Raw genomic sequence first — 24,884 nt, forward strand, 5'->3', positions numbered from 1 at the left:
CGTTCACACAGTGGAGAATCTGATTGCGCTGCTGGTCGCGGCGCCCCTGCTCGGGGCCGCGGTGCTGCTGTGCGGCGGCCGGCGGCTCGACAAGGCCGGCCACTGGCTCGGCACCCTGCTCGCCGCCGTCTCCTTCGGCATCGGCGCGGCCCTGTTCGCGGACATGCTGGGGCGCGGCGCCGAGGACCGGGCCATGCACCAGAAGCTGTTCAGCTGGATCCCCGTCGAGGGCTTCCAGGCGGACGTCGCCTTCCAGCTCGACCAGCTGTCGATGACCTTCGTCCTGCTGATCACCGGAGTCGGCACGCTCATCCACGTGTACTCCATCGGGTACATGGAGCACGACGACCGCCGCCGCCGCTTCTTCGGCTACCTGAACCTGTTCCTCGCGGCGATGCTCCTCCTCGTCATCGCCGACAACTACCTGCTGCTGTACGTCGGGTGGGAGGGCGTCGGCCTCGCCTCGTACCTGCTCATCGGCTTCTGGCAGCACAAGCCCAGCGCGGCCACCGCCGCGAAGAAGGCCTTCCTGGTCAACCGGGTCGGCGACATGGGCCTGTCGATCGCGATCATGCTGATGTTCACCACCTTCGGGACCTTCGCCTTCGGGCCGGTGTTCGGCGCGGTGGACGCGACGAGCGAGGGCAAGCTGACGGCGATCGCCCTGATGCTGCTGCTGGCCGCGTGCGGCAAGTCGGCACAGGTGCCGCTGCAGTCCTGGCTCGGTGACGCGATGGAGGGCCCGACCCCGGTCTCGGCCCTGATCCACGCGGCCACCATGGTCACCGCCGGCGTGTACCTGATCACCCGGTCCGGGGCGGTCTTCAACGCCGCGCCGGACGCGCAGACCGCAGTGGTCGTGGTCGGCGCGGTCACGCTCCTCTTCGGTGCGATCGTCGGTTGCGCGAAGGACGACATCAAGAAGGCCCTGGCGGGTTCGACGATGTCGCAGATCGGCTACATGATCCTGGCTGCGGGCCTCGGCCCCGTCGGGTACGCCTTCGCGATCATGCACCTGGTCACGCACGGCTTCTTCAAGGCCGGCCTCTTCCTCGGCGCGGGTTCCGTGATGCACGGGATGAACGACGAGGTGGACATGCGCAAGTACGGGGCCCTGCGGAAGTACATGCCCGTCACCTTCGTGACCTTCGGCCTCGGCTACCTCGCCATCATCGGCTTCCCGGGCCTGTCCGGCTTCTGGTCCAAGGACAAGATCATCGAGGCGGCCTTCGCCAAGGGCGGCACCGAGGGCTGGATCCTCGGGGCGGTCACCCTGCTCGGCGCGGGCATCACCGCCTACTACATGACCCGCGTCATGGTGCTCACGTTCTTCGGTGAGAAGCGCTGGCAGCCGGCGCCCGACCCGGCCACCGCGCCCAGCGTGGAGCCCGGCGTCGAAGCCCGCCCCGGAGAGATGCCCCACCCGCACGAGTCCCCGAAGTCCATGACCATCCCGATGATCGTGCTGGCCTTCGGCTCGGTCTTCGCGGGCGGCCTCTTCAGCCTGAACGAGGCCTTCGTGAAGTGGCTGGAGCCGGTCACCTCCTTCGAGCACGGGCATCCGCCCATCGGCGCCGGTGCGATCACCGCCGCCACGGTCGTGGTGCTGCTCCTCGGCGTGGGTCTCGCGTACGCCCAGTACGGCCGCAGGCCCGTCCCGGTCGTCGCCCCGCGCGGCAGCTGGCTCACCCGGGCGGCCCGACGGGACCTGCTCCAGGACGACTTCAACCACGTCGTACTCGTCCGCGGCGGGGAGCACCTGACCCGCTCGCTCGTCTACGTCGACCACAGCCTCGTCGACGGGGTGGTCAACGGGACGGCCGCCTCGGTCGGCGGGACCTCGGGTCGGCTGCGCAAGCTCCAGAACGGCTATGCCCGCAGCTACGCGGTCTCGATGTTCGGGGGCACGGCGATCCTCATCGCCGCGACCCTGCTGATGAGGGCGGTGTGAAATGAGTTTCCCGCTTCTGACGGTGACGGCCGCGGTGCCCGCGGTCGGCGCGGTCCTCACGGCGGCCGTCCCGGCCGCCCGCCGGACCGCCGCCAAGTGGCTCGCGCTGCTCGTCTCGCTGGCAACCCTGGCCCTGGCCGTGCTCGTCGCGGTCCGCTTCGAACCCGGAGGCGCGCGCTACCAGCTCACCGAATCGCACGCCTGGATCGCCGACTTCGGCGTCCGCTACGAACTGGGCGTCGACGGCATCGGGGTGGCGCTGATCGGGCTCACCGCCCTGCTGATCCCCTTCGTGATCGCGGCCGGCTGGCACGACGCCGACCCCTTGGAGACGCAGTCCACGCGCTGGCGGCCCACGCAGGGCTTCTTCGCGCTGATCCTGCTGGTCGAGGCGATGGTGGTGATCTCCTTCGAGGCCACCGACGTCTTCCTCTTCTACATCTTCTTCGAAGCCATGCTCATCCCGATGTACTTCCTCATCGGCGGCTTCGGGGACCGGGCACATGCCGGGTCCGACGAGAACGCGGCCGCGCAGCGCTCGTACGCGGCGGTCAAGTTCCTCCTCTACAACCTGGTCGGCGGCCTGATCATGCTGGCCGCGGTCATCGGGCTCTACGTGGTCGCCGGGAACTTCTCGCTCCAGGAGATCACCGCCGCCCGCGCCGCCGGCACGCTCGACATGGCGACCAACACCGAGCGGCTGCTCTTCCTCGGCTTCTTCTTCGCCTTCGCGGTGAAGGCGCCGCTGTGGCCGCTGCACACCTGGCTGCCCAACGCGATGGGCGAGGCCACCGCCCCGGTCGCCGTGCTGATCACCGCGGTCGTCGACAAGGTCGGCACCTTCGCGATGCTCCGCTTCTGCCTCGGGCTGTTCCCCGAGGCCAGCAAGTGGGCCACGCCGGTGATCCTCGTCCTGGCCCTGATCAGCATCGTCTACGGCGCGCTGGTCGCGGTCGGGCAGCGCGACATCAAGCGGCTGGTCGCCTACGCCTCGATCTCGCACTTCGGCTTCATCATCCTGGGCATCTTCGCGATGACCTCCCAGGGGCAGTCGGGTGCGACGCTCTACATGGTCAACCACGGGCTGTCGACGGCGGCGCTGATGCTGGTGGCCGGCTTCCTGATCTCGCGGCGCGGCTCGCGGCTCATCGCCGACTACGGCGGTGTGCAGAAGGTGGCCCCGGTCCTCGCCGGCACCTTCCTGATCGGCGGCCTCGCCACCCTCTCCCTGCCGGGCCTCGCGCCCTTCGTCAGTGAGTTCCTGGTGCTGGTGGGCACCTTCGCCCGGTACCCGGTCGTCGGGATCATCGCCACCGTCGGCATCGTGCTCGCCGCGCTCTACACGCTGGTGCTCTACCAGCGCACGATGACCGGCCCGGTGAAGGAGGAGGTCCGGAGCATGCCGGACCTGCGCCTGCGCGAGGTGCTGGTGGTGGCCCCGCTGATCGCCTTGCTGATCGGGCTCGGCGTGTACCCGAAGCCGCTGACCGAGATCGTCAACCCGGCGGTCAAGCACACCCTGTCCGACGTCCACGAGAAGGACCCGAAGCCACAGGTGGCCGTCGAGGCCAAGAACGGGGAGGCGGCGAAGTGAGCACGATGGCTGCTGCCCAAGGGCTGCTGACACTGGCGGCCGCGGAGCCGGTGGAGAAGATCCCCGCCCCGCACATCGAGTACGCGCAGCTCGCGCCCACGCTGATCGTGGTGGGCGCGGCGGTCCTCGGAGTCCTCGTCGAGGCCTTCGTACCGCGCAGGTCCCGCTACTACGTGCAGACGTTCCTCGCCGTCGCCGCCCTGGCCTCGGCCTTCGCGGCGGTCGTCGGCCTCGCCGCCGGCGGGTACGGCAGCTCCAAGGCGCACATCGCGGCGATGGGCGCCGTGGCCGTGGACGGCCCGGCGCTGTTCCTGCAGGGCACGATCCTGCTGGCGTCGATCGTCGCGGTCTTCACCTTCGCCGAACGGCGCCTCGACCCGGCCGCGCACGGCAACCGGGTGGACTCCTTCGCCGCGCAGGCGGCGTCCGTCCCGGGCAGCGAGAGCGAGAAGGCCGCGGTCAAGGCGGGCTTCACCACCACCGAGGTCTTCCCGCTGGTGCTGTTCGCCATCTCCGGCATGCTGATCTTCCCGGCCGCCAACGACCTGCTGACGCTGTTCGTGGCGCTGGAGGTCTTCTCCCTCCCGCTGTACCTGCTCTGCGCCGTCGCCCGCCGTCAGCGGCTGATGTCGCAGGAGGCCGCGGTCAAGTACTTCCTGCTGGGCGCCTTCTCCTCCGCCTTCTTCCTCTTCGGCATCGCGCTGCTCTACGGGTACGCGGGCTCGGTCTCGTACGCGGTGATCGCGGACGTGGTGGACGGCAAGCTCACCCAGCTCGACCCGGCGCTCGCCGACACCATGGGCAATGACGCGCTGCTGCTGATCGGCGGCGCGCTGATCCTGATGGGCCTGCTGTTCAAGGTGGGCGCGGTGCCCTTCCACATGTGGACCCCGGACGTCTACCAGGGCGCCCCGACCCCGGTGACGGGCTTCATGGCGGCGGCCACGAAGGTGGCCGCGTTCGGCGCACTGCTGCGCCTGCTGTACGTGGTCCTGCCGGGTCTGCGGTGGGACTGGCGGCCGGTGATGTGGGGCGTGGCGATCGTGACCATGCTGGCCGGCGCGGTGGTCGCGGTGACCCAGACCGACGTGAAGCGCCTGCTGGCGTATTCCTCGATCGCGCACGCGGGCTTCATCCTGGCCGGTGTGATCGCGACGTCGGCGGAGGGCGTCAAGTCGGTCCTCTTCTACCTGGGCGCCTACTCCTTCGTGACGATCGGCGCGTTCGCGGTGGTCACGCTGGTCCGGGACGCGGGCGGCGAGGCGACGCACCTGTCCAAGTGGGCGGGCCTGGGTCGTCGTTCGCCGCTGACGGCGGCGGTCTTCGCGGTGTTCCTGCTGGCCTTCGCCGGCATCCCGCTCACCTCCGGCTTCGCCGGGAAGTTCGCGGTGTTCAAGGCGGCCGCGGAGGGCGGCGCGGGCGTGCTGGTCGTGATCGGTGTGATCTCGTCGGCGATCGCCGCGTTCTTCTACATCAGGGTCATCGTGCTGATGTTCTTCAGCGAGCCCAAGGCGGACGGCCCCACGGTGGCCGTCCCGTCGCCGCTGACGATGACGACGATCGCGGTGGGCGTGGCCGTCACCCTGGTCCTGGGTGTGGCCCCGCAGTACTTCCTGGACCTGGCGGGGCAGGCGAGCACGTTCGTGCGGTAGCCTCCGGCGGTTCCGCGTCAGGGCCCGGCTCCCGCAGGGGGAGCCGGGCCCTGGCACGTGGTGCTATTCGGAGGCGCGGCGCTTCGGAGTGATGGCGGTCAGGTCCAGGTCCATCTGAAACGGCACCGAGACCTTGAGGCGGTCGTGGAAGATGCCGGTCGCCACGTATGCCTTTGTTGCCGGGTCGAGCTCGTAGACGTACACCACAGCCCGGCCCTCCCTGTTCTCCACTCGCCAGAAGTGCGGGATCTTGGCGCGGGCGTACTTGAGGGGCTTGGTTTCCCGGTCGCGCTCGACCGACTCCGGGGAGACCACCTCGATGGCGAGGTGGACGCAGGAGGCGGGAAAGCGGGTCAGCGACGGATCGTCCACGACCTCCTCGTCGACAACGATGACATCTGGTTCGGGCCTGTTCTTCCGGTCGATGTCGATGGTGAACTCGCGCACCACCTCCAGCCCTGCGGGAAGCAGCGACTGAAGCTGCCATTCGAAGAAGCTCACGGCGCGCGAGTGGAAAAGAGTCTGCGGACTCACGAAGACCAAGCTCCCGTCGATCAGCTCCGTATGCGGAGGCAGGTTGGGAAGCCGGTCGAGGTCGTCGGCGGTCCAGCCGCCCGCAGGGGGGATCGGCCAGTGGAGCGAGGGCTCCCGCTCAGGGATCTCGGGATCGACGCTCATGTGTAGTGCTCCCATGGGACGGAGTCTCGCGAGTCCGTCCAGCGTATCGCCGGAGATCCGTTCCGGACCGCCTGCACGTGTAAAGCACTCCGTGCCATTGACGGAGTCAGTGGCGACTGGCATATGCCCGGACGTCGGCGTCCGGGTCCGAGGTGGCCGTGGCCAGGGCCGTGCGGGCCTCCGGGGTGGTGCGGTGGGCGCGTAGGGAGAGGACCGCAGCCTTGCGGACGTCCGCGTTCGGGTCCTTCAGGGCCTCGGCCAGGGCGGCCACGGCGGTATCCGAAGTCGCGGCCGACAGGGCCGTCGCCGCCCCCGCGCGGACCTGCCAGGCCGGGTCGGCGAGGGCCTTCACGGCGGCGGCCGCGTAAGCCTCAGGGCAGCCCGTCGCCGCCAGGGCCGCCAGGGCCGCGCCCCGGACCAGCGGGTCCGGGTCCGACAGGAGGGGGTCCAGGGGGGCGGGGGCCGGGGTGTGGACCGCCGCGAGGCCCTTGGCCACCGCGACCCGGACCTCCCGCGCCGGGTCGGCGGCGGCCCGGGCGAGGGCCTCGACGGCGTCCACCGAGACCAGCGCCCGTACCGCGTGGATACGGACCTCCGGGTCGGGGTCCGCGAGGGACTCCGCGTACAGGCCGGCGTCCCCGAGGCGCAGCGCGCGCAGGGCCTCCAGCGCCGCCGAGCGGACCGCCGGGTCGGGAACCGGCAGCGCGGCGCGCAGGGCGGCCCCCAGTTCCGCGTCGCCCGGCAGGACCTCCAGCAACTCCCGCAGCGCGGCCGCGGCCGCCGCCCGTACCGCCGGATCCGCATCGCCGAGGCGGGCCGCCAGCCCCGGGCCCGCCCCCGCCGGAACGGTTTCGCCGATAGCGGCCACGGCGGCGGCCCGTACCGCCGGATCGGGGTCGGTGAGGTACGGGCGCAGGGCCGCCAGGTCCGGGGACTCCTCGGCCAAGGCCAGGAGGTCGAGGATCCGGGGGGACGGCCCGGCCGGTGCCGCGGCGGCTCCGGATGCCGTGGCTGCGCCCGCGTCGGCCGCCGTGGCCGTACGCGCCGCAGGCGCCGCTTCGCGCGGGCCCGCCGTCGCCACCGGGAGCGGTTCCACCGCGCCCAGGTGGCGCGAGGGGCCGCCCGCCGGGGCGAAGCCCTCCACCGGCACGAGGTACGGCTCCACCGGTCGGGCCGTGAACTCCATTTCCCCCGAAGCCGACTTGTGCAGGTCCAAGTGGTACAGCCAGCCCGCGTCGTCCCGCTCCGGGTGGTCGAGGCGCTCGTGGTAGAGGCCCCAGCGGGACTCCGTCCGCGCCAGGGAGGACCGGGCCGCCATCTCCGCGCAGTCCCGGATGAAGGACACCTCCGCACACCGCATCAGCTCGTGCGGGGTCTGCGCCCCCATCCGTGCGATCTCCGCCTCCATCCGGATGAACGCCTCGACCGCCAGCGACAGCTTCGCGCCCGTCTTCGGCGGGGCGACGTAGTCGTTCACGAAGCGCCGGAGCTTGTATTCGACCTGCGGCTGCGGCGGCCCGTCCGGATGGCGCAGCGGCCGGTAGACCAGCTCGTGCGCGGCCGCCAGCTGATCGGCCGGCAGGGGACCCTCGTAGGCCGTGTACCGCGCCGCGTCCGCGCCCGCCAGGTCGCCGAAGACGAACGCCCCGATCATGTAGTTGTGCGGTACGGAGGCCAGGTCGCCGGCCGCGTACAGCCGCGGCACGGTGGTGCGGGCGTGGTCGTCGACCCGGACGCCCGAGGCCGAGTGGCCCCCGCACAGGCCGATCTCCGAGATGTGCATCTCGACGTCGTGGGTGCGGTAGTCGTGGCCCCGGCCCGCGTGGAAGGTGCCGCGCGTGGGCCGCTCGGTGGTGTGCAGGATCGTTTCGAGGGACGCGAGGGACTCCTCCGGGAGGTGGCTGAGCTTCAGGTACACCGGCCCCCGGTCGGAGGCCAGCTCGGCCGCGAACTCCGCCATCATCTGGCCCGACCAGTAGTCGGAGTCGACGAACCGCTCACCGTGCCGGTTGACCTGGTAGCCGCCGAAGGGGTTGGCGACGTACGCGCACGCCGGACCGTTGTAGTCCTTGATGAGCGGGTTGATCTGGAAGCATTCGATCCCGGTCAGCGCCGCGCCCGCGTGGTAGGCCATGGCGTAGCCGTCGCCCGCGTTCGTCGGGTTCTCGTACGTCCCGTAGAGGTAGCCGGAAGCGGGCAGGCCCAGGCGCCCGCAGGGGCCGGTCGCCAGGACCACCGCCCCGGCGCGCACGGTCACGAAGGCGCCGGTACGGGTGTTGAAGGCCGCCGCGCCGATGGCGCGGCCGTCCTCGGGGGAGGTGAGGACCCGTACCGGCATCACCCGGTTCTCGATCCGGATCCGCTCGCGCATCTCGCGGCGGCGCAGCTGCCGGTAGAGGACCTTCTTGACGTCCTTGCCCTCCGGCATGGGCAGCACGTACGAGCCGGAGCGGTGCACCTGGCGCACCGCGTACTCGCCGTGCTCGTCCTTCTCGAACTTCACCCCGTACGACTCCAGGCGCCGGACCATCGCGAAGCCGCGGGTGGCGGTCTGGCGGACGGTGGACTGGTCGACGATGCCGTCGTTGGCGCGGGTGATCTCGGCGACGTAGTCGTCGGGTTCGGCGCGGCCGGGCACGACGGCGTTGTTGACCCCGTCCATGCCCATGGCGAGGGCGCCGGAGTGCCGTACGTGCGCCTTCTCCAGCAGCAGCACCCGGGCCCCGCGCTCGGCGGCGGTCAGCGCCGCCATCGTGCCGGCGGTGCCGCCGCCGATGACGAGGACGTCGCAGGTGAGTTCCTCGGCGTCGGCGATCGCGGGGATGTCCATGGTGCGGCCCTTCGGGTGCGGGTGCGGTTGCGGGTTCAGAGGGAGTTGAGGATCTGCTGCCGGAGCGGTGAGCGGTCGGTGCCGCGCTGCCGCGGGTGCGGTACGTCGAGCACCTCGCCGCCGGAGCCGAGGAGGGCGATGCGGTCGCCGAGGAACAGCGCCTCGTCCACGTCGTGGGTGACGAAGACGACGGTCGCGCCGGTCCCGGTGAGGACGTCGACGAGGAGGTCCTGCATCTCCGCGCGGGTCTGGGCGTCCAGCGCCCCGAACGGCTCGTCCATGAGGACGGCGCGGGGGCGCGCGACGAGGGCGCGGGCCAGCTGTACGCGCTGGCGCTGGCCGCCGGAGAGCTGGTGCGGGAGCTTGTGCGTGTGGTCGGCGAGGCCGACGCGGACCAGCCAGCCCGCGGCGACGGTGCGGCGGTCGGCGCGGGGGGTCCCGCGGATGGCGAGGGGGAGTTCGACGTTGGCGCGGGCCGTCCGCCAGGGCAGCAGGGCGTCGTCCTGGAAGACGAGGGCCCGTTCGGCGTCCGGCCCGGTGATGGGCCGGCCGTCCTGCTCGGCCCTCCCGCCGAGCGGCGGCAGCAGCCCGGCGAGGGTGCGCAGCAGCGTCGACTTCCCGCAGCCGGAGGGGCCTACGACGGCCAGCACCTCGCCGGGCCGGACGTCGAGGTCGAGCCGGTCGAGAACGGCAGCGCCGGGACGGCCCAGCCGTACGCCGTCGAGGCGGAGGGCGGCGCCGGCCGGAACGGCCGTGAGCGCGGGCGCGGATGCGGGTACGGGTGCGGGCATGGGCTGCCTTCCTCCGAGTGCGGGGTGCGTACGGGCGGGACGGGGCGCCGCCGGGGTGGCTCGGGCGGAGCCTCCGGGGCGGCGGCAGGGCGGGCGAACCGGCCCGTCCAGGGGACCCGCGCCCGCAGCCGCGTCGGGCTGAGCGCCCGGGTGCGGAGCGGGGGGCCGGTCCCCAGCTCCGGGTCGGGGGGGTGAGGTGACCGGGTCAGGGCGTGCTGCGGGCAACCGGGTCAGCCGTGTGGGCCGAGGTTCGGGGGCGGTGGCGCGGATCGGGCTGCCCGGGCCGGGGGTCGGCCGCGGGTTCCTGGCCGGGGCGTGGGCCGCGGAGCCGGGGGACCGGCCGCGGCGCCGGCCCCGCCGGGCCCTGCGCCGGGAGCCAGTGGGTCAGGCGGCGGCCCGCCCGTTCCACCGCCGTCGAGGTCAGCCAGCCCAGCGCGCCGATGGTGACCATGCCGACGAACACCGCCGGGTAGTCCACCACCGTGTAGTCCTGCCAGGTCCGGTACCCGACCCCGTACTCCCCCGAGATCATCTCGGCGGAGATCACGCAGATCCACGCCACCCCCATCCCCACCGACAGCCCGCCGAAGATGCCCGGCAGGGCGCCCGGCAGGATCACCGAGAACAGGACCCGCCACCGCCCACCGCCCATCGTCAGGACCGCCTCCTCCCACACCGGCGACAGTGCCGCCACCGCGTGCCGGGTCGAGACCAGCACCGGGAAGAAGGCCGCCGAGCAGGTGATGAAGACGATCCCCTGCTCGTTCGAGGGGAACAGCAGGATCGCCACCGGCACCAGCGCGATCGCCGGGATCGGCCGCAGCACCTCCACCAGCGGCCCCAGCAGGTCTGCGGCCGTCCGGGAGCGCGCGATGGCCGTGCCCGCCGCCACGCCCAGCACCGCGGCCAGCACGAAGCCCGTCACGATCCGGCTCAGGCTGGAGCCGAGGTCCTGCCAGTACGGACCGGTCGACGCCCGCTCCAGGAGCCTCGACGCCACCTCGCCCACCGTCGGGAACTGCTCGAACCGCAGCAGCCCCAGGTTCACGTCCCACGAGGTCAGCCCCTGCCATGCGACCAGTGCCGCCCCGAGCGAGGCCGCGCGCAGCAGTCGGCGCCCCGGGGTCATGAGGCCAGGGCTCCGGCCTCGGCGAAGCCCACGATCCGCGCCCCGGATTCCCGGTGCCGGTCGACGTACGCCGTGGCGCCCGCCCGGGTGACGAAGGCCCGCAGGTCGGAGCCCTCGGCCACCCAGACCGCCTGGTCCGCGAACCAGAGGGTTCCGGTCACCGCGTCCGGCACGTAGGCCGCCCGGACGTCGGCCCCCTTCGCCGCCTTGAGGAGCTCGCGCGGGGAGTCGAAGGACTCCGCCCGGGCCTGGCCGCGCCGCCAGAGCTCGGCGCGGGCGGGCGTGGCCACCGGATAATCCTGGCCCGCGGCGACCCTCTTCAGGGGAGCCGGGTCCACGAACGCGTCCACGTCCACGTCCGCCACCAGCTTCGCGTCCTTCAGCACCGGCACGTCCGCCTTCAGCGCCGCGACCAACTCCGGGCGCAGCGCCGGATCGAAGGTCGCGATGCCGTGGGCGCCGTTGTAGAGGTAGACGACCTCGGCCGGCAGCCCCGTCTCCTTCGCCACCGACTCGGCCGCCGCGACCGGGTTCGTCCGCAGGTAGTCGGTCGCCTTGCGCTGCGCCCGCAGGAAGTCGTCCAGCACCCCCGACCGCTGCGCGGCGAACTTCTCGCGCACCGTGACCCCGTGGAAAGTCGGCACGTTCAGCTCGGCGCCGTCGTAGAGGGCTCTCGCCTTCCCCTCGTACGCCAGCTGCCCCGGCCACGCCACGAACTGCGACAGCGCGTCCGCGCTGCCCGCCTGGAGGGCCGAAGCGCCCACGCTGGGCTGCTGGTTGAGCTTCTGGATGCCGCTCGACGGGTCGATCCCGGCGCGCTGCAGGGCCCGTACGAGGGTGCCGTCCGCGGCCGAGCCGACGGAGGTCGACACCTTCTTGCCGCGCAGGTCGGCGAGCGACTCCAGCTTCGAATCAGGGGCCGTGACCACGGTGTTGAGGCCGCCGCGCAGGTTGTAGCCGGTGACGGAGACCAGCCGGGTGGGCTGCTTCAGCTCGCGGCCGCGTGCCGCGTTGATCAGCAGCGGGAAGTCGCCCATCGAACCGATGTCGACCTTCCCGGCGGTCATCTGCGCGGTGATGGGCGCGCCGGTGGCGTAGTCCTGCCAGTCGACCTTGTACGTGACGCCGTCCTTCTTGCCGCGGGCCGCGAGCTCCTGCTCGAAGTAGCCGAGGGAGCGCAGCAGGGTGCCGGCGGTGACGGTGTTGATGGTCTTGGACTGGTAGCCGACGGTCACGGTGACGGTCTTGGCGCCGTCCGCCCCGGACGCACTGCCGCACGCGGTGGCCAGCGGGGCGAGGAGGGCGGCGAGGGCGAGGGGGACGAGGCGTACGGGGGTTCTGGTGCTGGGCATGGGGAGGGGGCCTTTCACCGGAGCAGGTAGGGCATGTTGACGGTCACCGCGCCGGTGGGACAGCGGGCGGCGCAGGGGCCGCAGTACCAGCACTCGTCCACGTGCATGTAGGCCTTGCCGCTGTCCTGGTGGATCGCGAGCGAGTCGAGCGGACACATGTCGACGCAGAGGGTGCAGCCGTCGATGCACAGGGACTCGTCGATGGTCACGGGCACGTCGCCGCGCTGGGGGACCAGAGGCATGGCTGTCTCCAGGGAAGGGTCTTGGCGAAGGGGGGCGTGGCGAGGAGGGGACGGGAGGGAGGGGCTTCAAAGGGAGCGGTGGAGCAGGCCGCCCATGGTGATCCGGTCGCCGCGGAAGCGGATGAACTCCAGGTCCACGGGGCGCCCGTCGCGCAGGTGGGTGAGCCGCTCCAGCAGCAGGACCGCGGCCCCGCGCGGGGCGTTGAGGACGGCGGCGGAGTGTGCGTCGGCGTTGACGGCTTCCAGGGTGATCTCGGCGTGGCCGAGCGGCTGCCCGGACAGGGTTTCCAGCAGCCGGAACACGTCGGTGTTCTCCAGGTCGCAGTCGAGCAGTCCTGTGCCGACGTCCAGCGGGACGTACGTGAGGTCGAGGGAGAGCGGCAGGCCGTTCAGGCGCCGCAGCCGCTCGATGTAGAGCACCTCGGTGTGCTCGGGCAGGCCCAGCCGGCCGGCGACGGGGGCGGGGGCCCGCACCGGGCCGACCGTGCGGACCTCGTTGGTGACCCTGCCGTGCTCGCGCAGGGTTTCGGCCAGGCCCTGGAGGCGGTCGAGGCCGTGCGGGTACTTCTCGCAGACGACGACGGTCCCGACCCCGGGCCTGCGTTCGACGAGCCGTTCCCCGCGCAGCAGGTCGAGGGCCTGGCGGACCGTGTTGCGCCCGGCGCCGTACTCGGCGGCGAGGCGGTCCTCCAGGGGGAGGACCCCGCCGGGGTAGCCGCCGGCCAGGATCTGGTGGCGCAGCAGGTCGGCGAGCTGCCGCGCCTGGTCCGCGCGCAGTCGCCGCCGGCGCGCGGCGGCGACCGGGGCGGTGTGGGCGGAGGTGCGTTCGGCTGGCATGGCAGGGAACGTACCGGCGGTGCGGCGACAGTGGTGTTGCAGCAGTATTGCGCCACCCCGCGGTGCGGGGGCGGGGCTGTGGCCTGCGGTTTCGCCGGGGTGGCGGAAAGATCCGCCACCCCGCCGTTCACAGTTCGGACTAGCGGGATCCCACGATGCGGCCGGTGACCTCGCCGAGGCCGACCCGGGTGCCGTCGGGGCCCGGGGCCCAGGCGGTGAGGGTGACGGTGTCCCCGTCTTCCAGGAAGGTGCGCTTGCCGTCGGCGAGCTCGATGGCGTCGCGTCCGTTCCACGTCAGCTCCAGCAGGGAACCGCGCTGGCCGACCTCGGGGCCGCTGACCGTGCCCGAGCCGTACACGTCGCCCGTCCGCAGGGAGGCCCCGTTGACCGTCATGTGCGCGAGCTGCTGCGCGGCGGTCCAGTACATCGACGCGAAGGGCGGCTGCGCGACCTCCTGCCCGTTGATGGAGACGGTGATGTGCAGGTCGAAGCCGCCGGGGGTCTCGGCCCCGGCGTCGTCGAGGTAGGGCAGTAGCGGGAAGTCCCGGGCGGGCGGAGTGACCCGGGCGGCCTCCAGGGCGTCCAGCGGGGTCACCCAGGCGGAGACGGAGGTGGCGAAGGACTTGCCGAGGAAGGGGCCCAGCGGCACGTACTCCCAGGCCTGGATGTCGCGCGCCGACCAGTCGTTGAGCAGGAACAGCCCGAAGACGTGGTCCTCGAACTCGCCGAGCGGCACCGGACGGCCCAGTTCGGAGGGGGTGCCGACGACGAAGCCGACCTCGGCCTCGATGTCGAGCTTGACCGACGGCCCGAAGACGGGCGCCGGGTCGGCGGGTGCCTTGCGCTGGCCGCTGGGGCGCACGACCTCGGTGCCGGAGACGACGATGGTGCCGGAGCGGCCGTGGTAACCGATCGGCAGGTGCTTCCAGTTGGGCGTCAGCGCGTCGCCGTCGGGGCGGAAGATCCTGCCGACGTTGGTGGCGTGGTGCTCGCTCGCGTAGAAGTCGACGTAGTCGGCGACCTCGTAGGGCAGGTGCAGGGTGACGGCGTCCAGCGGCGTCAGGTGCGGCTCGACCGTCGCGCGGTGGCCCGGGTCGGTCACCCAGGCGGTCAGCGCACGCCGCACGTCGCGCCAGACGGGGCGGCCGGCGGCCAGCAGCGGATTGAGGGAGGTCTGCCCGAGCAGTGCGGCGTACGGGGAGCCGAGCGCGGCCGCGACCGCCCCCGCGTCGAGCACGTGGCCGCCGATGCGCACACCGATGCGGTGGCGCGGCTCCTCGGGCGTGGAGAAGACGCCGTACGGGAGGTTGTGCGGCCCGAACGGGTCGCCCTCGGGGACATCGAGGGGGCTCTGCTGGGGCATGGGGTGCTGCCTCGCTTTCGATGTGGTCCGGGGGTGTCCCGGGGGCTTGTTGACACGTTACGTGGCTGGTGGGGCCTGCGGGAGGCCGGATTCGGGCGCTATTTGTAGGACTTGTCCAATGGGGTCCGTATCCTTGCGCCCGTGACTTCCGCCGTGACTTCCGTGCATTCCGCCGTGCATTCCGCCCTCCCCTACGCACTCGTGGCCACCGATCTGGACGGGACCCTGCTGCGGGCCGGAGACACCGTCTCGGCCCGCTCGTACGCGGCGCTCGCGCGGGCGCGCGCCGCGGGCGCCCAGCACATCATCGTCACAGGGCGCCCCGTTCCCCAGGTCCGGCACGTCCTGGACGGCCTCGGCTACACGGGGCTCGCGGTGTGCGGGCAGGGCGCGCAGGTGTACGACGTGGCGGGCGCGCGCCTGTTGCACTCCGTTCCGCTGGACCGGGACCTGGCGGAGGTGGCGCTGGGCAAGATCGAGGCGGAGATCGGGGAGGTCTACGCAGCGGTCAACCAGGAGGGCGTGGACGCGGAGATGCTGATAGGGCCCGGCTACCGGATGTGGCACCCGCACCTGCCGACCGTGCGGGTGCGGCGCCGGTCCGACCTGTGGGCCTCGCCGATCAACAAGGTGCTGCTCCAGCACCCGGAACTGGACGACGACGAACTGACCCGGGTGGCGCGGTCGGTGGTCGGGGACCTGGTCAACGTGACGATGGCGGGGGAGCACACCGTGGAACTCCAGCCGCCGGGCGTGGACAAGGCGAGCGGGCTGGCGCTGGCGGCGGAGGTCCTGGGCGCGGCGGCGGGGTCGACGATCGCCTTCGGTGACATGCCGAACGACATCCCGATGTTCGCGTGGGCGGCGCGCGGGGTGGCGATGGCCAATGCGCACCGGGAGCTGGTGGCCGTGGCCGACGAGGTCACGCTGTCCAACGAGGACGACGGCATCGCGGTGGTCCTGGAGCGGCTGTTCGGCTGAGGGGGCTGCCCCTCAGGTCCGGGCGCCGGCCGTCCGGCCCTCAGGTCGCCGCGCGGGGGAGGCGGCGCTGCCACGTGCGGTGGAAGACCACCTCGTCGCCCTCCCTGCACACCACCTCGTTCGCCACGACGAAGCCGCCCTCGTCGCAGGTGGTCTCCGCATGGGTCTCGACCTGCGTGTCCCACGCCAGTTCGGGCCGGTGCATGCGGATCCGCCAGTCCGAGCGGGTCCGCGCCGACAACGGATCCGCCTCCTGGATCTCGTACACGTCCAGCGCTTCCTCGACGACCTCCAGTCCGTCCGGGTAGATGCGCGTGCCCCCGTACCGGGGATCCACCTCCAGGCGCCACGTCCCGCTCGCGACGTCCCGTACGACGAGCCGCCCGGGCACCGGCTCGTCCAGCGTGGCCGGAACCGCCACCGCCAGCGGCGGCGCCTGTTCCGGGGCCTCGAACACGATCCCGGAGTCCGCCGCGGCAGCAGCCGCGGACCGCACCGGCAGGGTCAGGGCGCTGCCCGCCGGTTCCAGCGTCCAGCCCGTCTCCGAACCGGCCCGCGGCCAGACCCAGGGCCAGTACGCCGAGGAGAGCGCGAGCCGGATCCGGTGGCCCGGCGGGAAGGCGTGCCCGATGGCGCTCAGCTCGAAGGACACGTCCTCGTAGGCGCCCAGCGGCCACGGCACCGCCTTCTCCCGGCCCCGGCGTGCCGAGAGGTTCAGCGCCCCCCGCGTGACGAGGGTGGAAGCGCCGTCCGGGGCCACGTCGCACAGCCGCGCGACCACCTGCCCGTACGGCACGTCCAGCCGCAGCCGGAGGGTGACCTGCGGCCGGCCCAGGACCTCCACCGGGCCGGCGTCCGGCACGGGGAACTCGAAGCACGCCGACTTCGCGTCCTCCTCCCGCTGGTCGGGCGGCAGGTCGGCGTCGTCGCCGGAGGGGACGAACCGCCCGGCGTCCACGCCCGTGTGCTGGGGCGAGGCCACGATCACCGGTGCGCCCTGGAGCCCGTAGGTGACGGGGGCGACGGCCGGGGAGGGCCACGCCGGGTCGCCGGCCCAGCGGCCCTCCAGGTGCTCGTACGCCGTCGCCGGCCGGTGCGACCCCGAGATCCAGGAACGCAGCAGGGGCTCGTCCATCACCCCGTTGTCGGCGCCCTTGAGCCAGTGGTCCCACCACCGCAGCGTCTCCTGGAGGAAGCCGACGGCCGGGCCGGGCGACAGCCCGTGGTCCGGGTACCGGTGCGCCCACGGGCCGATCAGCCCGCGCACCCGGTCGGCGGGCAGGGCGGACAGCAGCCGCAGCACCGTGTCCCGGAAGGGGTCGTGCCAGCCGCCGACCGCCAGCACCGCCGCGCCGACCGCCCCGAGGTCCTCACCGGCGCTGCCGAGGTGCCAGTACGCGTCCCGGGTCTGGTGCGCCAGCCAGGTGTGGAGCGGCGGCTCGACCGCTTCCAGCCGTGCGAGCCACTGCTCACGCCAGCCGTCGCCGGCGAACAGCGGATCCGGCGGGCGCGCGGCGAAGGCCGTCAGGGCCGCCGACCGCGCGCACATGCCCGCGGCCGTCGCCGAGCCGCCCCAGTAGTGGACGCCGTTCTCGTAGGGGTCGTCCGTGGAGCAGACAGCGACCACCGCCTTCAGGGCCGGCGGCGCCAGAGCGGCGATCCGGAGGCTGCCGGTACCGCCCCGCCCGATCCCGAACATCCCCACCGGGCCGGCGCACCACGGCTGCTGCGCGAGCCACTCCACCACCGCGGCCCCGTCGGCGGCCTCCTGGGCGCCGTACGCGTCGCCGGGACTCCCTCCGCTGCAGCCGTGGCCCCGTACGTCCACCCGGACCGACGCGTAACCGTGGCCCGCGTACCACGGGTGGCGCTGTGCGTCGCGCGGGGCGGTCCGGTCCGTCAGCCGGCCGGGCAGGTACTCCAGCAGCGCCGGAACCGCCTCGTCCGTCCGGGGGCGCCAGATCCGGGCGTACAGTTCGACGCCGTCCTGCAGGGGGATGCGGACGTCCTCGTGGGCGGTGTCGTAGGGGAAGTCGGTACGGATGATCATCGGATTCGACTCCCCGGTCCGCCAGGTCGGTCGCGCTTCTGGCTGAAAGGCATGCTCCGGTCGTTCCGCCCCATCATGAAACATACCGGCGTGTATCGGGCGGTGCGCGGGCGGCGACATGACGGGCGCTCTCGGTGATCGAAAACAGACCGGATACGCTGGCTTGAGTGATGGCAGCGACACATCGACAATCCAGGTGATCGTCAGCGTGATCGTCAGCAGACAGGAGTACCCCTCGTGACCGTCGTCGGGCCGTTCGGACTGAGCGTGCGGGACCAGGCTCTTGAGACCGATGTCCAGGCCGGACTGGCCGCCGTCGAGGCGGGTCTGCTGGAGGCCACCAAGAGCGAAGTCCCCTTCATCACCGAGGCCGCACAACACCTGGTGCGGGCCGGCGGCAAGCGGTTCCGGCCGCTGCTGGTGATGCTCGCCGCCCGTTTCGGCGATCCGTACGCGCCGGGAGTGGTGCCCTCCGCCGTGGTCGTGGAGCTCACCCATCTGGCGACGCTCTACCACGACGACGTCATGGACGAGGCGGACGTACGCCGCGGAGTGGCCAGCGCCAACGCCCGCTGGGGCAACTCGGTGGCCGTCCTGACGGGTGACTTCCTCTTCGCCCGCGCCTCGCACATCCTGGCCGACCTCGGGCCGGAGGCCGTACGCATCCAGGCCGAGGCCTTCGAGCGGCTCGTGACGGGCCAGATCCTGGAGACGGCCGGTCCGCGCGACGGCCGCGACCCCGTCGAGCACTACCTCGACGTCATCGCCGGCAAGACCGGCTCGCTGATCGCGGTCTCCGGCCGGTTCGGCGCGCTGATGTCCGGAGCCGACGAGTCGGTCGTCGACATCCTCACCCAGTACGGGGAGCGCCTCGGCACCGCCTTCCAGCTCGCCGACGACGTCCTCGACATCGCCTCCGACTCCCACGAGTCCGGCAAGACCCCGGGCACGGACCTGCGCGAGGGCATCCCCACGCTGCCCGTGCTGCGGTTGCGCGAGATGGCGGCCCAGGGCGGGGCCGCCGAGGACCTCGACCTGGTACGCCTCCTGGACGGCGACCTCACCGACGACGCGCGGCACGCCGAGGTGCTCTCCCGGCTGCGGGTGCACCCGGCGCTGGAACAGGCCCGCCGGGACACCATCCGCTACGCGCAGGACGCACGGGCCACGCTCGCCCCGCTGCCCGAGTGCTTCGCGAAGTCGGCCCTGGAGGAGCTGTGCGACGCGGTGGTGCACCGCGCCGGCTAGGCGGCGTGGTCCCCGGTTCCGGTGAGCCGCGTACGACCGAAGGCAGAGGCCCGGGCCCTGTGTCCCCTACGGGTAGGGGACACAGGGCCCGGTGCGTGTCATCCCTGGGGCGTACGCGGAGTTGAGTCCGCGGAGTGACGCCCCGACCCCCTCCCCTTTGGTCAGATAGAGACACAACGCCACCAGATCGGGTGACAAAGGGGTAGGGCAGACATGGCAACGAACGCAAAGACCCGCAAGGCCGCACGGTATGCCGTTCCGGTCGCGGTGGCGGGTGTGGCCGCCGCGACCGTGGCGATGGTCCCGGCCTTCGCGAACTCCGGCAGCCCGGACCTGCCGGGGGTGACGGCCCAGCAGCTGATCGAGAAGATCGCGGCCTCGGAGGTGCAGCAGCTGTCCGGAAGTGCGCGCATCAGCACCGACCTCGGCCTGCCCTCCCTGGCGAGCGGCCTGCTCGGCGGGGCGGGCGGCGCGGGCGGGGCCGGCGGCTCGGCCAACCCGGAGGACCGGATCGCCCAGTTGGCGAGCGGGACGCACACGGTACGGGTCGCCGCCGACGGGCCGGACCGCCAGAAGCTCACGTTCGTGGACGGCAAGGACGAGTACAGCGTCGTCCACAACGGCGCGGACGTCTGGGGATACGACAGCAAGGCCAACGAGGTCTGGCACGAGAAGAACCAGGACGCCGGGAAGCCGGCCGAGGGGCCGGCCGGATCGCCCCAGCAGCTGGCCCAGGACATCCTGAAGGCCGCGGGCCCGACCACGGACGTCAGCGTGGGCGACACCGCGCAGGTGGCCGGCCGGGACGCCTACCAGCTGGTGCTGAAGCCGAAGCAGAGCGGCTCCACGATCGCCTCGGTCAAGATCGCGGTGGATGCGAAGAACGGCGTCCCGCTGCGCGTCCAGCTGCTGGCGACCGAGGGCGGCAAGCCGATCGTCGACGCCGGCTTCACCAAGGTGGACTTCGCCAAGCCGTCCGCCGACACCTTCACCTTCACCCCGCCCAAGGGCGCCAAGGTGACCGAGGGCGCCGACCACGCCCCGGGCAAGGACGGCAAGGGCGGCAAGGAGTGGAAGGGCCTGGAGTCATTCCCCGGCCTTGAGGGCCTGACCGGCGGAGCGGGCGGCAAGGGCGAGGCGAAGGTGCTCGGCGAGGGCTGGGCGACGATCGCCCGCATCGACACGGGCGCCGGCAAGAGCCTCAAGGAGCTGGAGAACGACAAGAACGCCCCCAAGGAGGCCAAGCAGTTCCTGAGCAGCCTCGGGGACAAGGTCAGCGGGAAGTTCGGCGAGGGCCGGCTCTTCAAGACCCGCGTGGTCAACGCCCTCATCACGGACGACGGCAAGGTCTATGTCGGCGCGGTCACCAAGGACGCCCTGGTGCAGGCGGCCGATGCCAACAAGTAACCCCGTGTGAGGGGTGTGCCCGAAGGGTGGGCGGGGACTGTGTCCCTGCCCACCCTTCGGCTGTTCCGGCCCTGCGTACAGCGGCCCCGCTGTACGGTGAAGGACATGTCGAGACACGTCACCATCCGCCTGGACGAAGAGTTCCACGAACGCCTGAAGGCGCGCGCGGCGGCGCTGGGGACGACGGTCACCGCGCTGATCACAGAGGTGACGGAACGCGAACTCGACGAGGACCGGAAGAACTTCCTCTCCGGGATAGATGAGTTCGCCGACCACTGGGGCTACTTCCAGGAGCGGTTCGGCAATTGAAGATCACCATGGAGTGGGCCTGGACGGCTCTGGCCCACCATCTCCCGTCCGATCCCGCCGTATGGGATCCGTCCGGGGTGGCCGCCGCGGTCGCCCGGCACCAGAACGACCTCGTCCTGGTGCCCGAACAGCCCGCCCCGGACACCGCGTGGCGGGCTGCTGCGTTCCTGCACACGCTCGCCGTGTGCCCCGCGCTGGAATCGCCGATGAACGAGTTCTACGCGGCCGCCGCCACCCGCTCGTACCTGCGGGTGGCGGGAGCCACGCAACTGCCCTCCCCGGAGGAGCTCGGCGACCTGGTGGAGGCGGCGAAGCTGGGCCGCGCGGACGTCTGCGCGGTGGCCGAGGAACTGCGCGCCCTGATCCGGGAGCCGCAGTCCGCCGGGCCGTCCTCGCAGGGGGCGTCCTCCTAGGCGGCCCGCCCTGCGGGACGGCCCCTCCCGGGCGCCCGCCTCCTAGAAGGTGATCTTCCAGCTGTTGATGTAGCCGACGTCCTGCGCCGCGACGTCCTTGACCTGGAGCTTCCAGACGCCGTTGGCGACCTCGCTGGAGGCGTTGACCGTGTAGGACGCCACCACGTTGTCCGCGGAGTCCGAACCGGAGGAGTTCTTCAGCCGGTACGCCGTGCCGTCCGGGGCGATCAGGTCGACCACCAGGTCACCGCGGTAGGTGTGGACGATGTTCACGTCGACCTTGGTGGTGGCCGGGGCGTTCCCCGTGACGCCGGAGACCGTGATCGGCGAGGTCACCGCGGCGCCGGGGGAATCCGGGATGTTCACGTCCGCCGTGTTCTCGAAGGACGGGCCGGGCGGTACCGGCGTGGCCGCCCCGAGGTTCCATATCGCGTAGGCGATGGCGTCGGAATTGCGGTCCAGGGCGGTGTCGTTGATGTTCGCCGTGGTGTCACAGGAGGAGTGGTAGCAGCGGTCGAAGGCCTGACCGGAGGTGCCGCCCCACTTCTGGGCCTGCGCCGCGGTCTTGGTGTAGTCGGCGCCGGAGAACAGGCCGCCGACCGGGATGCCCGCGCTCTTGAAGGGGGCGTGGTCGGAGCGCCCGTCGCCCTCGGTCTCTATCTCCGTCGGGATGTTCAGTCCCGCGAAATAGGTCTTGAAGGTCTGCTCGATCGTCGGGTCGTCGTCGTAGACGAAGTACCCCGGATTGGGAGAGCCGATCATGTCGAAGTTCAGGTAGCCGGAGATCTTCGCCTTCTCGGCGCTCGGCAGGTTGTTGACGTAGTACTTGGAGCCGACGAGTCCCAGCTCCTCCGCTCCCCACCAGCCGAACCGCAGGTGCTTGGTGGGCTGGAGCTGAGCGCGCGACACGGCCAGCGCGGTCTCCAGTACGGCGGCCGAACCGGATCCGTTGTCGTTGATGCCGGGACCCGCGGTCACCGAGTCCAGGTGCGAACCGGCCATCAGCACGGAGTTCGGGTCGCCGCCCGGCCAGTCGGCGATCAGGTTGTAGCCGGTGGCGCCGCTGGAGGTGAAGGTCTGCAGCGTGGTGGTGAAGCCGGCCGCGTCCAGCTTCGCCTTCACGTAGTCGATCGAGGCCTTGTAGCCGGCCCTGCCGTGGGCGCGGTTCCCGCCGTTGCCGTTGGCGATGGTCTGGAACTGGGCGAGGTGCGCCTTGACGTTGGCCAGTGGGATGTCGGGCGGAGTCGGGGCCGCGGCGACCGCCGTGGGAGCGGCCAGTGCGGCGGGGGCGGTGGAGACGAACAGGCCGGCGACCGCGAGGGCGGTACCGGCGGCAAGACGCCGGGAGACGGACAGGCTCATGTGGGGGCTCTCCGGGATTCCGTTGGGGATGGAACGGAACGTGCGGGGGTGGCGCAGGTGAGCGATCGTGCGTCAGTGCGAGCCCGATGTTGAGTGAGATATGACGGCGCGTCAAGACCGGGATCCGGTCAGGGTGGTTCGGAAAACGGACGATCCCCGATGCGGAGGTTCCGCAGCGGGGATCGTGGGGGTATGGGGAGCGGTGTTACGCCGGCTCGTGGGCCGGTGCGGTCGGCGACGGCCCGGCGGCGCGCAGCGCGTCGAGCCGGATCCGGGACTGCCGCGCCGTGCGCAGCGCGTCCCAGGTGAGCAGGGCGAGCGCCACCCAGACCAGGGAGAACCCGGCCCAGCGCTCGGGCGGCATGGCCTCGTGGAAGTACAGGACGCCCAGCCCGAACTGGAACACCGGGGCCATGTACTGGAGCAGCCCGAGGGTGGAGAGCGGAACCCGGATCGCCGCCGCGCCGAAGAACACCAGCGGGATCGCGGTGACCAGCCCGGTCGCGGCGAGCAGGGCGGAGTGCCCGGGGCCCTCGGCGGCGAAGGTGGACCGGCCCTGCGCGCCCAGCCACAGCAGGTATCCGAGCGCGGGCAGGAACAGCAGCGCGGTCTCGGCGGCCAGCGACTCCACGCCGCCCATGTCGAGCTTCTTCTTGATCAGCCCGTACGTGGCGAAGGAGAAGGCCAGCACCAGTGAGATCCACGGCGGCCTCCCGTACCCGACGGCGAGCACCAGCACGGCGGCCGCGCCGATGCCGACCGCCGCCCACTGCGCGCGGCGCAGCCGCTCGCCGAGGACCAGCACGCCGATCGCGATGGTGACCAGCGGGTTGATGAAGTACCCGAGGCTGGCCTCGACCACGGCCCCGTGGTTGACGGCCCAGATGTAGAGCCCCCAGTTCACGGAGATCACCGAGGCCGCCAGGGCGGTCAGGGCCAGTTTGCGGGGTTGGCGCAACAGCTCGCGTATCCAGCCCCAGCGGCGCAGTGCGAGCAGCACCACGCCGACGAAGGCCAGCGACCACACCATGCGGTGGGCGAGGATCTCGACGGCCCCCGAAGGCTTGAGGAGCGGCCAGAAGAGGGGGACGAGCCCCCACATCCCGTATGCGCCGAATCCGTAGAGCAGACCCGTGCGCTGCTCGTTCTCTGCCTTCACGGGGCCTCCCGTACGTGTTTCGGCCAACTTCACGAAGGTAGCGCCGTACGGGGCGGATGTCATGCCCGTCTACGCGAGATACTCATGACATCTTCGCGGCCTTGCGGGACGGGCGCCCGGCGGGCTCAGGCCAGTGCCGAGGCGATCGCGTGGGCCACCGGGGTGGTCGGGCGCCCGATGAGCCGGGACAGGTCTCCGCCGGTGTGGGCCAGTCGGCCGCGGGAGATCGCCGCGTCCACGTCGACGAGGATCGCCGCGAAGCCTTCGGGGACCCCGGCGCCGGTCAGGATCGACAGGTGCGTGTCCGCCGGGACCTCGGAGTACCCCACCTCATTGCCGGACTGCGCCGCGACCTCGGCCGCGTACTCCGCGAGGCTCCAGGCGGTGTCACCGGACAGCTCGTAGACCCGGTTCAGATGGCCCTCGCCGGTCAGGACCGCGGCCGCGGCGGCCGCGTAGTCGGCGCGCGCCGCAGAGGCGATCCGGCCCTCGCCCGCGCTGCCCACGACGGCGCCGTGCTCCAGCACCGTGCCCAGCTGGCCCGTGTAGTTCTCGTGGTACCAGCCGTTGCGCAGGAAGGTGTACGGCAGGCCGGAGTCGAGGATGGCCTGCTCGGTGACCTGGTGCTCGGCGGCCAGGTCGAAGTCGGCCTCGGGGCCGCCGAGGATCCCGGTGTAGGCGAGCTGGGCGACGCCGGCGGCCTTCGCGGCCTCGATGACGGCGGTGTGCTGCGGCACACGGCGCCCGACCTCGTTGCCGGAGATCAGCAGCACGCGGTCGCCGGCGCGGAAGGCGCCGGCCAGGGTCTCGGGGGAGTCGTAGTCCGCGATGCGCACCTCGACGCCACGCGCGGGCAGGTCGGCGGCCTTCTCCTTGCTGCGGACGACGACGGCGACGCGCTCGGCCGGAACCTGCTCCAGCAGTTCCTCGACGACGAGGCGGCCGAGGGCTCCGGTGGCTCCGGTGACGACGATGCTCATGGGGTGCGCTCCTTGCGGTGGGGTCTGTTGCCGGGTCCGTCGGTCGCGGGGGGCGGTCGGATCCGGCTGTGCCACCAAGCTAAATGAAAGCGCTAACCTTTCGTAAGTACCCACTTCAAAGTAAGCTACTGCCATGGAAGTAAGCGACGAGAGCAGGGAAGTCTCCGTGAAGGCACCGATGTGCCCCTCGCGGGGCGTGCTGGAACACGTCACCAGCCGCTGGGGCGTCCTGGTCCTGGCCGCCCTGGTCGAGCGCTCCCACCGCTTCGGCGAACTGCGCCGCGAGATCGGCGGCGTCAGCGAGAAGATGCTGACCCAGACCCTCCGGACGCTGGAGCGCGACGGCTTCCTGCTGCGCGACGCGAAGCCCGTGATCCCCCCGCGGGTGGACTACTCGCTCACCCCCCTCGGGCGCGAGGCCGCCGAGCAGGTGTGGGCCCTCGCGCGCTGGACCGAGCGGCGCACCCCGGACGTGCAGGCGGCGCGCGCCGCGTACGACGAAGCCCGGAGCTCCTGAGGAACTCCGGGCTCGGCGGCTCACGGGCCGGCGGCACTG

At 72.1% G+C, this 24,884-nt stretch carries 21 protein-coding genes; 9 read left to right on the top strand and 12 right to left on the bottom strand.

The genetic code is table 11. The features are described 5' to 3' along the window. The first annotated feature begins 10 nt into the window (after positions 1-10). From nuoL to nuoN, 3 genes are read left to right on the top strand one after another with little or no spacing between them, the layout of a single operon-like run. Positions 11-1,951, top strand: a complete 1,941-nt coding sequence (gene nuoL, locus AC0666_RS21240; protein ID WP_468962758.1) for an NADH-quinone oxidoreductase subunit L — start codon at positions 11-13, stop codon at positions 1,949-1,951. A 1-nt stretch (position 1,952) separates the two neighbouring features. Further along, a complete protein-coding gene (locus AC0666_RS21245; protein WP_468584980.1) occupies positions 1,953-3,545 on the top strand; it encodes an NADH-quinone oxidoreductase subunit M in 1,593 nt (530 codons plus the stop codon). A 5-nt stretch (positions 3,546-3,550) separates the two neighbouring features. Further along, positions 3,551-5,197 (top strand): NADH-quinone oxidoreductase subunit NuoN, encoded by a 1,647-nt coding sequence (gene nuoN, locus AC0666_RS21250; protein WP_478708128.1) that lies wholly within the window; start codon positions 3,551-3,553, stop codon positions 5,195-5,197. A 63-nt stretch (positions 5,198-5,260) separates the two neighbouring features. Here nuoN and AC0666_RS21255 read toward each other — a convergent pair whose 3' ends face one another. The 8 genes from AC0666_RS21255 to fahA form a co-directional block, all read right to left on the bottom strand. Continuing rightward, positions 5,261-5,875, bottom strand: a complete 615-nt coding sequence (locus AC0666_RS21255; RefSeq protein WP_361718748.1) for a Uma2 family endonuclease — start codon at positions 5,873-5,875, stop codon at positions 5,261-5,263. A gap of 106 nt (positions 5,876-5,981) precedes the next feature. After that, positions 5,982-8,705 (bottom strand): fumarate reductase/succinate dehydrogenase flavoprotein subunit, encoded by a 2,724-nt coding sequence (locus AC0666_RS21260; protein WP_478708129.1) that lies wholly within the window; start codon positions 8,703-8,705, stop codon positions 5,982-5,984. A 35-nt stretch (positions 8,706-8,740) separates the two neighbouring features. After that, on the bottom strand, positions 8,741-9,496 hold the full coding sequence (locus AC0666_RS21265; protein ID WP_478708130.1) for an ABC transporter ATP-binding protein: 756 nt from the start codon (positions 9,494-9,496) through the stop codon (positions 8,741-8,743). 205 nt (positions 9,497-9,701) lie between these two features. Beyond that, the gene (locus AC0666_RS21270) at positions 9,702-10,625 is read right to left on the bottom strand and encodes an ABC transporter permease (protein WP_468962765.1); all 924 of its coding nucleotides are present in this window, start codon (positions 10,623-10,625) and stop codon (positions 9,702-9,704) included. Then, entirely contained in the window at positions 10,622-11,977 is a 1,356-nt protein-coding gene (locus tag AC0666_RS21275; RefSeq protein ID WP_468962766.1) for an ABC transporter substrate-binding protein, read from the bottom strand. The genes AC0666_RS21270 and AC0666_RS21275 overlap by 4 nt, the downstream gene beginning before the upstream one ends. A gap of 14 nt (positions 11,978-11,991) precedes the next feature. Next, complete coding sequence (locus AC0666_RS21280) at positions 11,992-12,219, bottom strand: 4Fe-4S dicluster domain-containing protein (RefSeq protein WP_030298062.1); 228 nt, start codon at positions 12,217-12,219, stop codon at positions 11,992-11,994. A gap of 66 nt (positions 12,220-12,285) precedes the next feature. After that, complete coding sequence (locus AC0666_RS21285; RefSeq protein WP_468962767.1) at positions 12,286-13,056, bottom strand: GntR family transcriptional regulator; 771 nt, start codon at positions 13,054-13,056, stop codon at positions 12,286-12,288. Positions 13,057-13,195: 139 nt separating this feature from the next. Beyond that, positions 13,196-14,419, bottom strand: coding sequence for a fumarylacetoacetase (gene fahA, locus AC0666_RS21290; RefSeq protein WP_468584969.1), 1,224 nt, complete (start codon positions 14,417-14,419; stop codon positions 13,196-13,198). Positions 14,420-14,560: 141 nt separating this feature from the next. Between fahA and AC0666_RS21295 the strand changes: the two genes are divergently transcribed. After that, positions 14,561-15,400, top strand: a complete 840-nt coding sequence (locus AC0666_RS21295; RefSeq protein WP_468962769.1) for an HAD family hydrolase — start codon at positions 14,561-14,563, stop codon at positions 15,398-15,400. 40 nt (positions 15,401-15,440) lie between these two features. Here the strand turns inward: AC0666_RS21295 and AC0666_RS21300 are convergent, their stop codons facing one another. Continuing rightward, positions 15,441-17,450 carry a CocE/NonD family hydrolase gene (locus tag AC0666_RS21300; RefSeq protein WP_478708131.1) on the bottom strand — a complete coding sequence of 670 codons (2,010 nt, stop codon included), beginning with the start codon at positions 17,448-17,450 and terminating at the stop codon, positions 15,441-15,443. Positions 17,451-17,687: 237 nt separating this feature from the next. On the opposite strand from AC0666_RS21300, the gene AC0666_RS21305 reads away from it, so the two are divergent. The 4 genes from AC0666_RS21305 (at position 17,688) to AC0666_RS21320 (ending at position 20,827) form a co-directional block, all read left to right on the top strand. Further along, positions 17,688-18,698 (top strand): polyprenyl synthetase family protein, encoded by a 1,011-nt coding sequence (locus AC0666_RS21305; RefSeq protein WP_468584964.1) that lies wholly within the window; start codon positions 17,688-17,690, stop codon positions 18,696-18,698. A 213-nt stretch (positions 18,699-18,911) separates the two neighbouring features. After that, positions 18,912-20,105 carry a LolA family protein gene (locus AC0666_RS21310; RefSeq protein ID WP_478708132.1) on the top strand — a complete coding sequence of 398 codons (1,194 nt, stop codon included), beginning with the start codon at positions 18,912-18,914 and terminating at the stop codon, positions 20,103-20,105. 105 nt (positions 20,106-20,210) lie between these two features. Further along, the gene (locus AC0666_RS21315) at positions 20,211-20,414 is read left to right on the top strand and encodes a ribbon-helix-helix domain-containing protein (RefSeq protein WP_329380861.1); all 204 of its coding nucleotides are present in this window, start codon (positions 20,211-20,213) and stop codon (positions 20,412-20,414) included. Further along, positions 20,411-20,827 (top strand): hypothetical protein, encoded by a 417-nt coding sequence (locus AC0666_RS21320; RefSeq protein ID WP_361718779.1) that lies wholly within the window; start codon positions 20,411-20,413, stop codon positions 20,825-20,827. The genes AC0666_RS21315 and AC0666_RS21320 overlap by 4 nt, the downstream gene beginning before the upstream one ends. Positions 20,828-20,869: 42 nt before the next feature. Here the strand turns inward: AC0666_RS21320 and AC0666_RS21325 are convergent, their stop codons facing one another. The 3 genes from AC0666_RS21325 to AC0666_RS21335 all read right to left on the bottom strand — a co-directional run bounded on the left by AC0666_RS21325 (position 20,870) and on the right by AC0666_RS21335 (position 24,328). After that, positions 20,870-22,189, bottom strand: coding sequence for a M28 family metallopeptidase (locus AC0666_RS21325; RefSeq protein ID WP_468962775.1), 1,320 nt, complete (start codon positions 22,187-22,189; stop codon positions 20,870-20,872). 205 nt (positions 22,190-22,394) lie between these two features. Continuing rightward, on the bottom strand, positions 22,395-23,348 hold the full coding sequence (rarD, locus tag AC0666_RS21330) for an EamA family transporter RarD (protein WP_468962777.1): 954 nt from the start codon (positions 23,346-23,348) through the stop codon (positions 22,395-22,397). Between the two features lie 125 nt (positions 23,349-23,473). After that, positions 23,474-24,328, bottom strand: a complete 855-nt coding sequence (locus AC0666_RS21335; RefSeq protein WP_478708133.1) for an SDR family oxidoreductase — start codon at positions 24,326-24,328, stop codon at positions 23,474-23,476. Positions 24,329-24,461: 133 nt separating this feature from the next. On the opposite strand from AC0666_RS21335, the gene AC0666_RS21340 reads away from it, so the two are divergent. Next, positions 24,462-24,845 carry a winged helix-turn-helix transcriptional regulator gene (locus AC0666_RS21340; RefSeq protein ID WP_468962781.1) on the top strand — a complete coding sequence of 128 codons (384 nt, stop codon included), beginning with the start codon at positions 24,462-24,464 and terminating at the stop codon, positions 24,843-24,845. The last annotated feature ends 39 nt before the right edge of the window (positions 24,846-24,884 follow it).

Source organism: Streptomyces sp. NPDC043680, assembly GCF_056436685.1.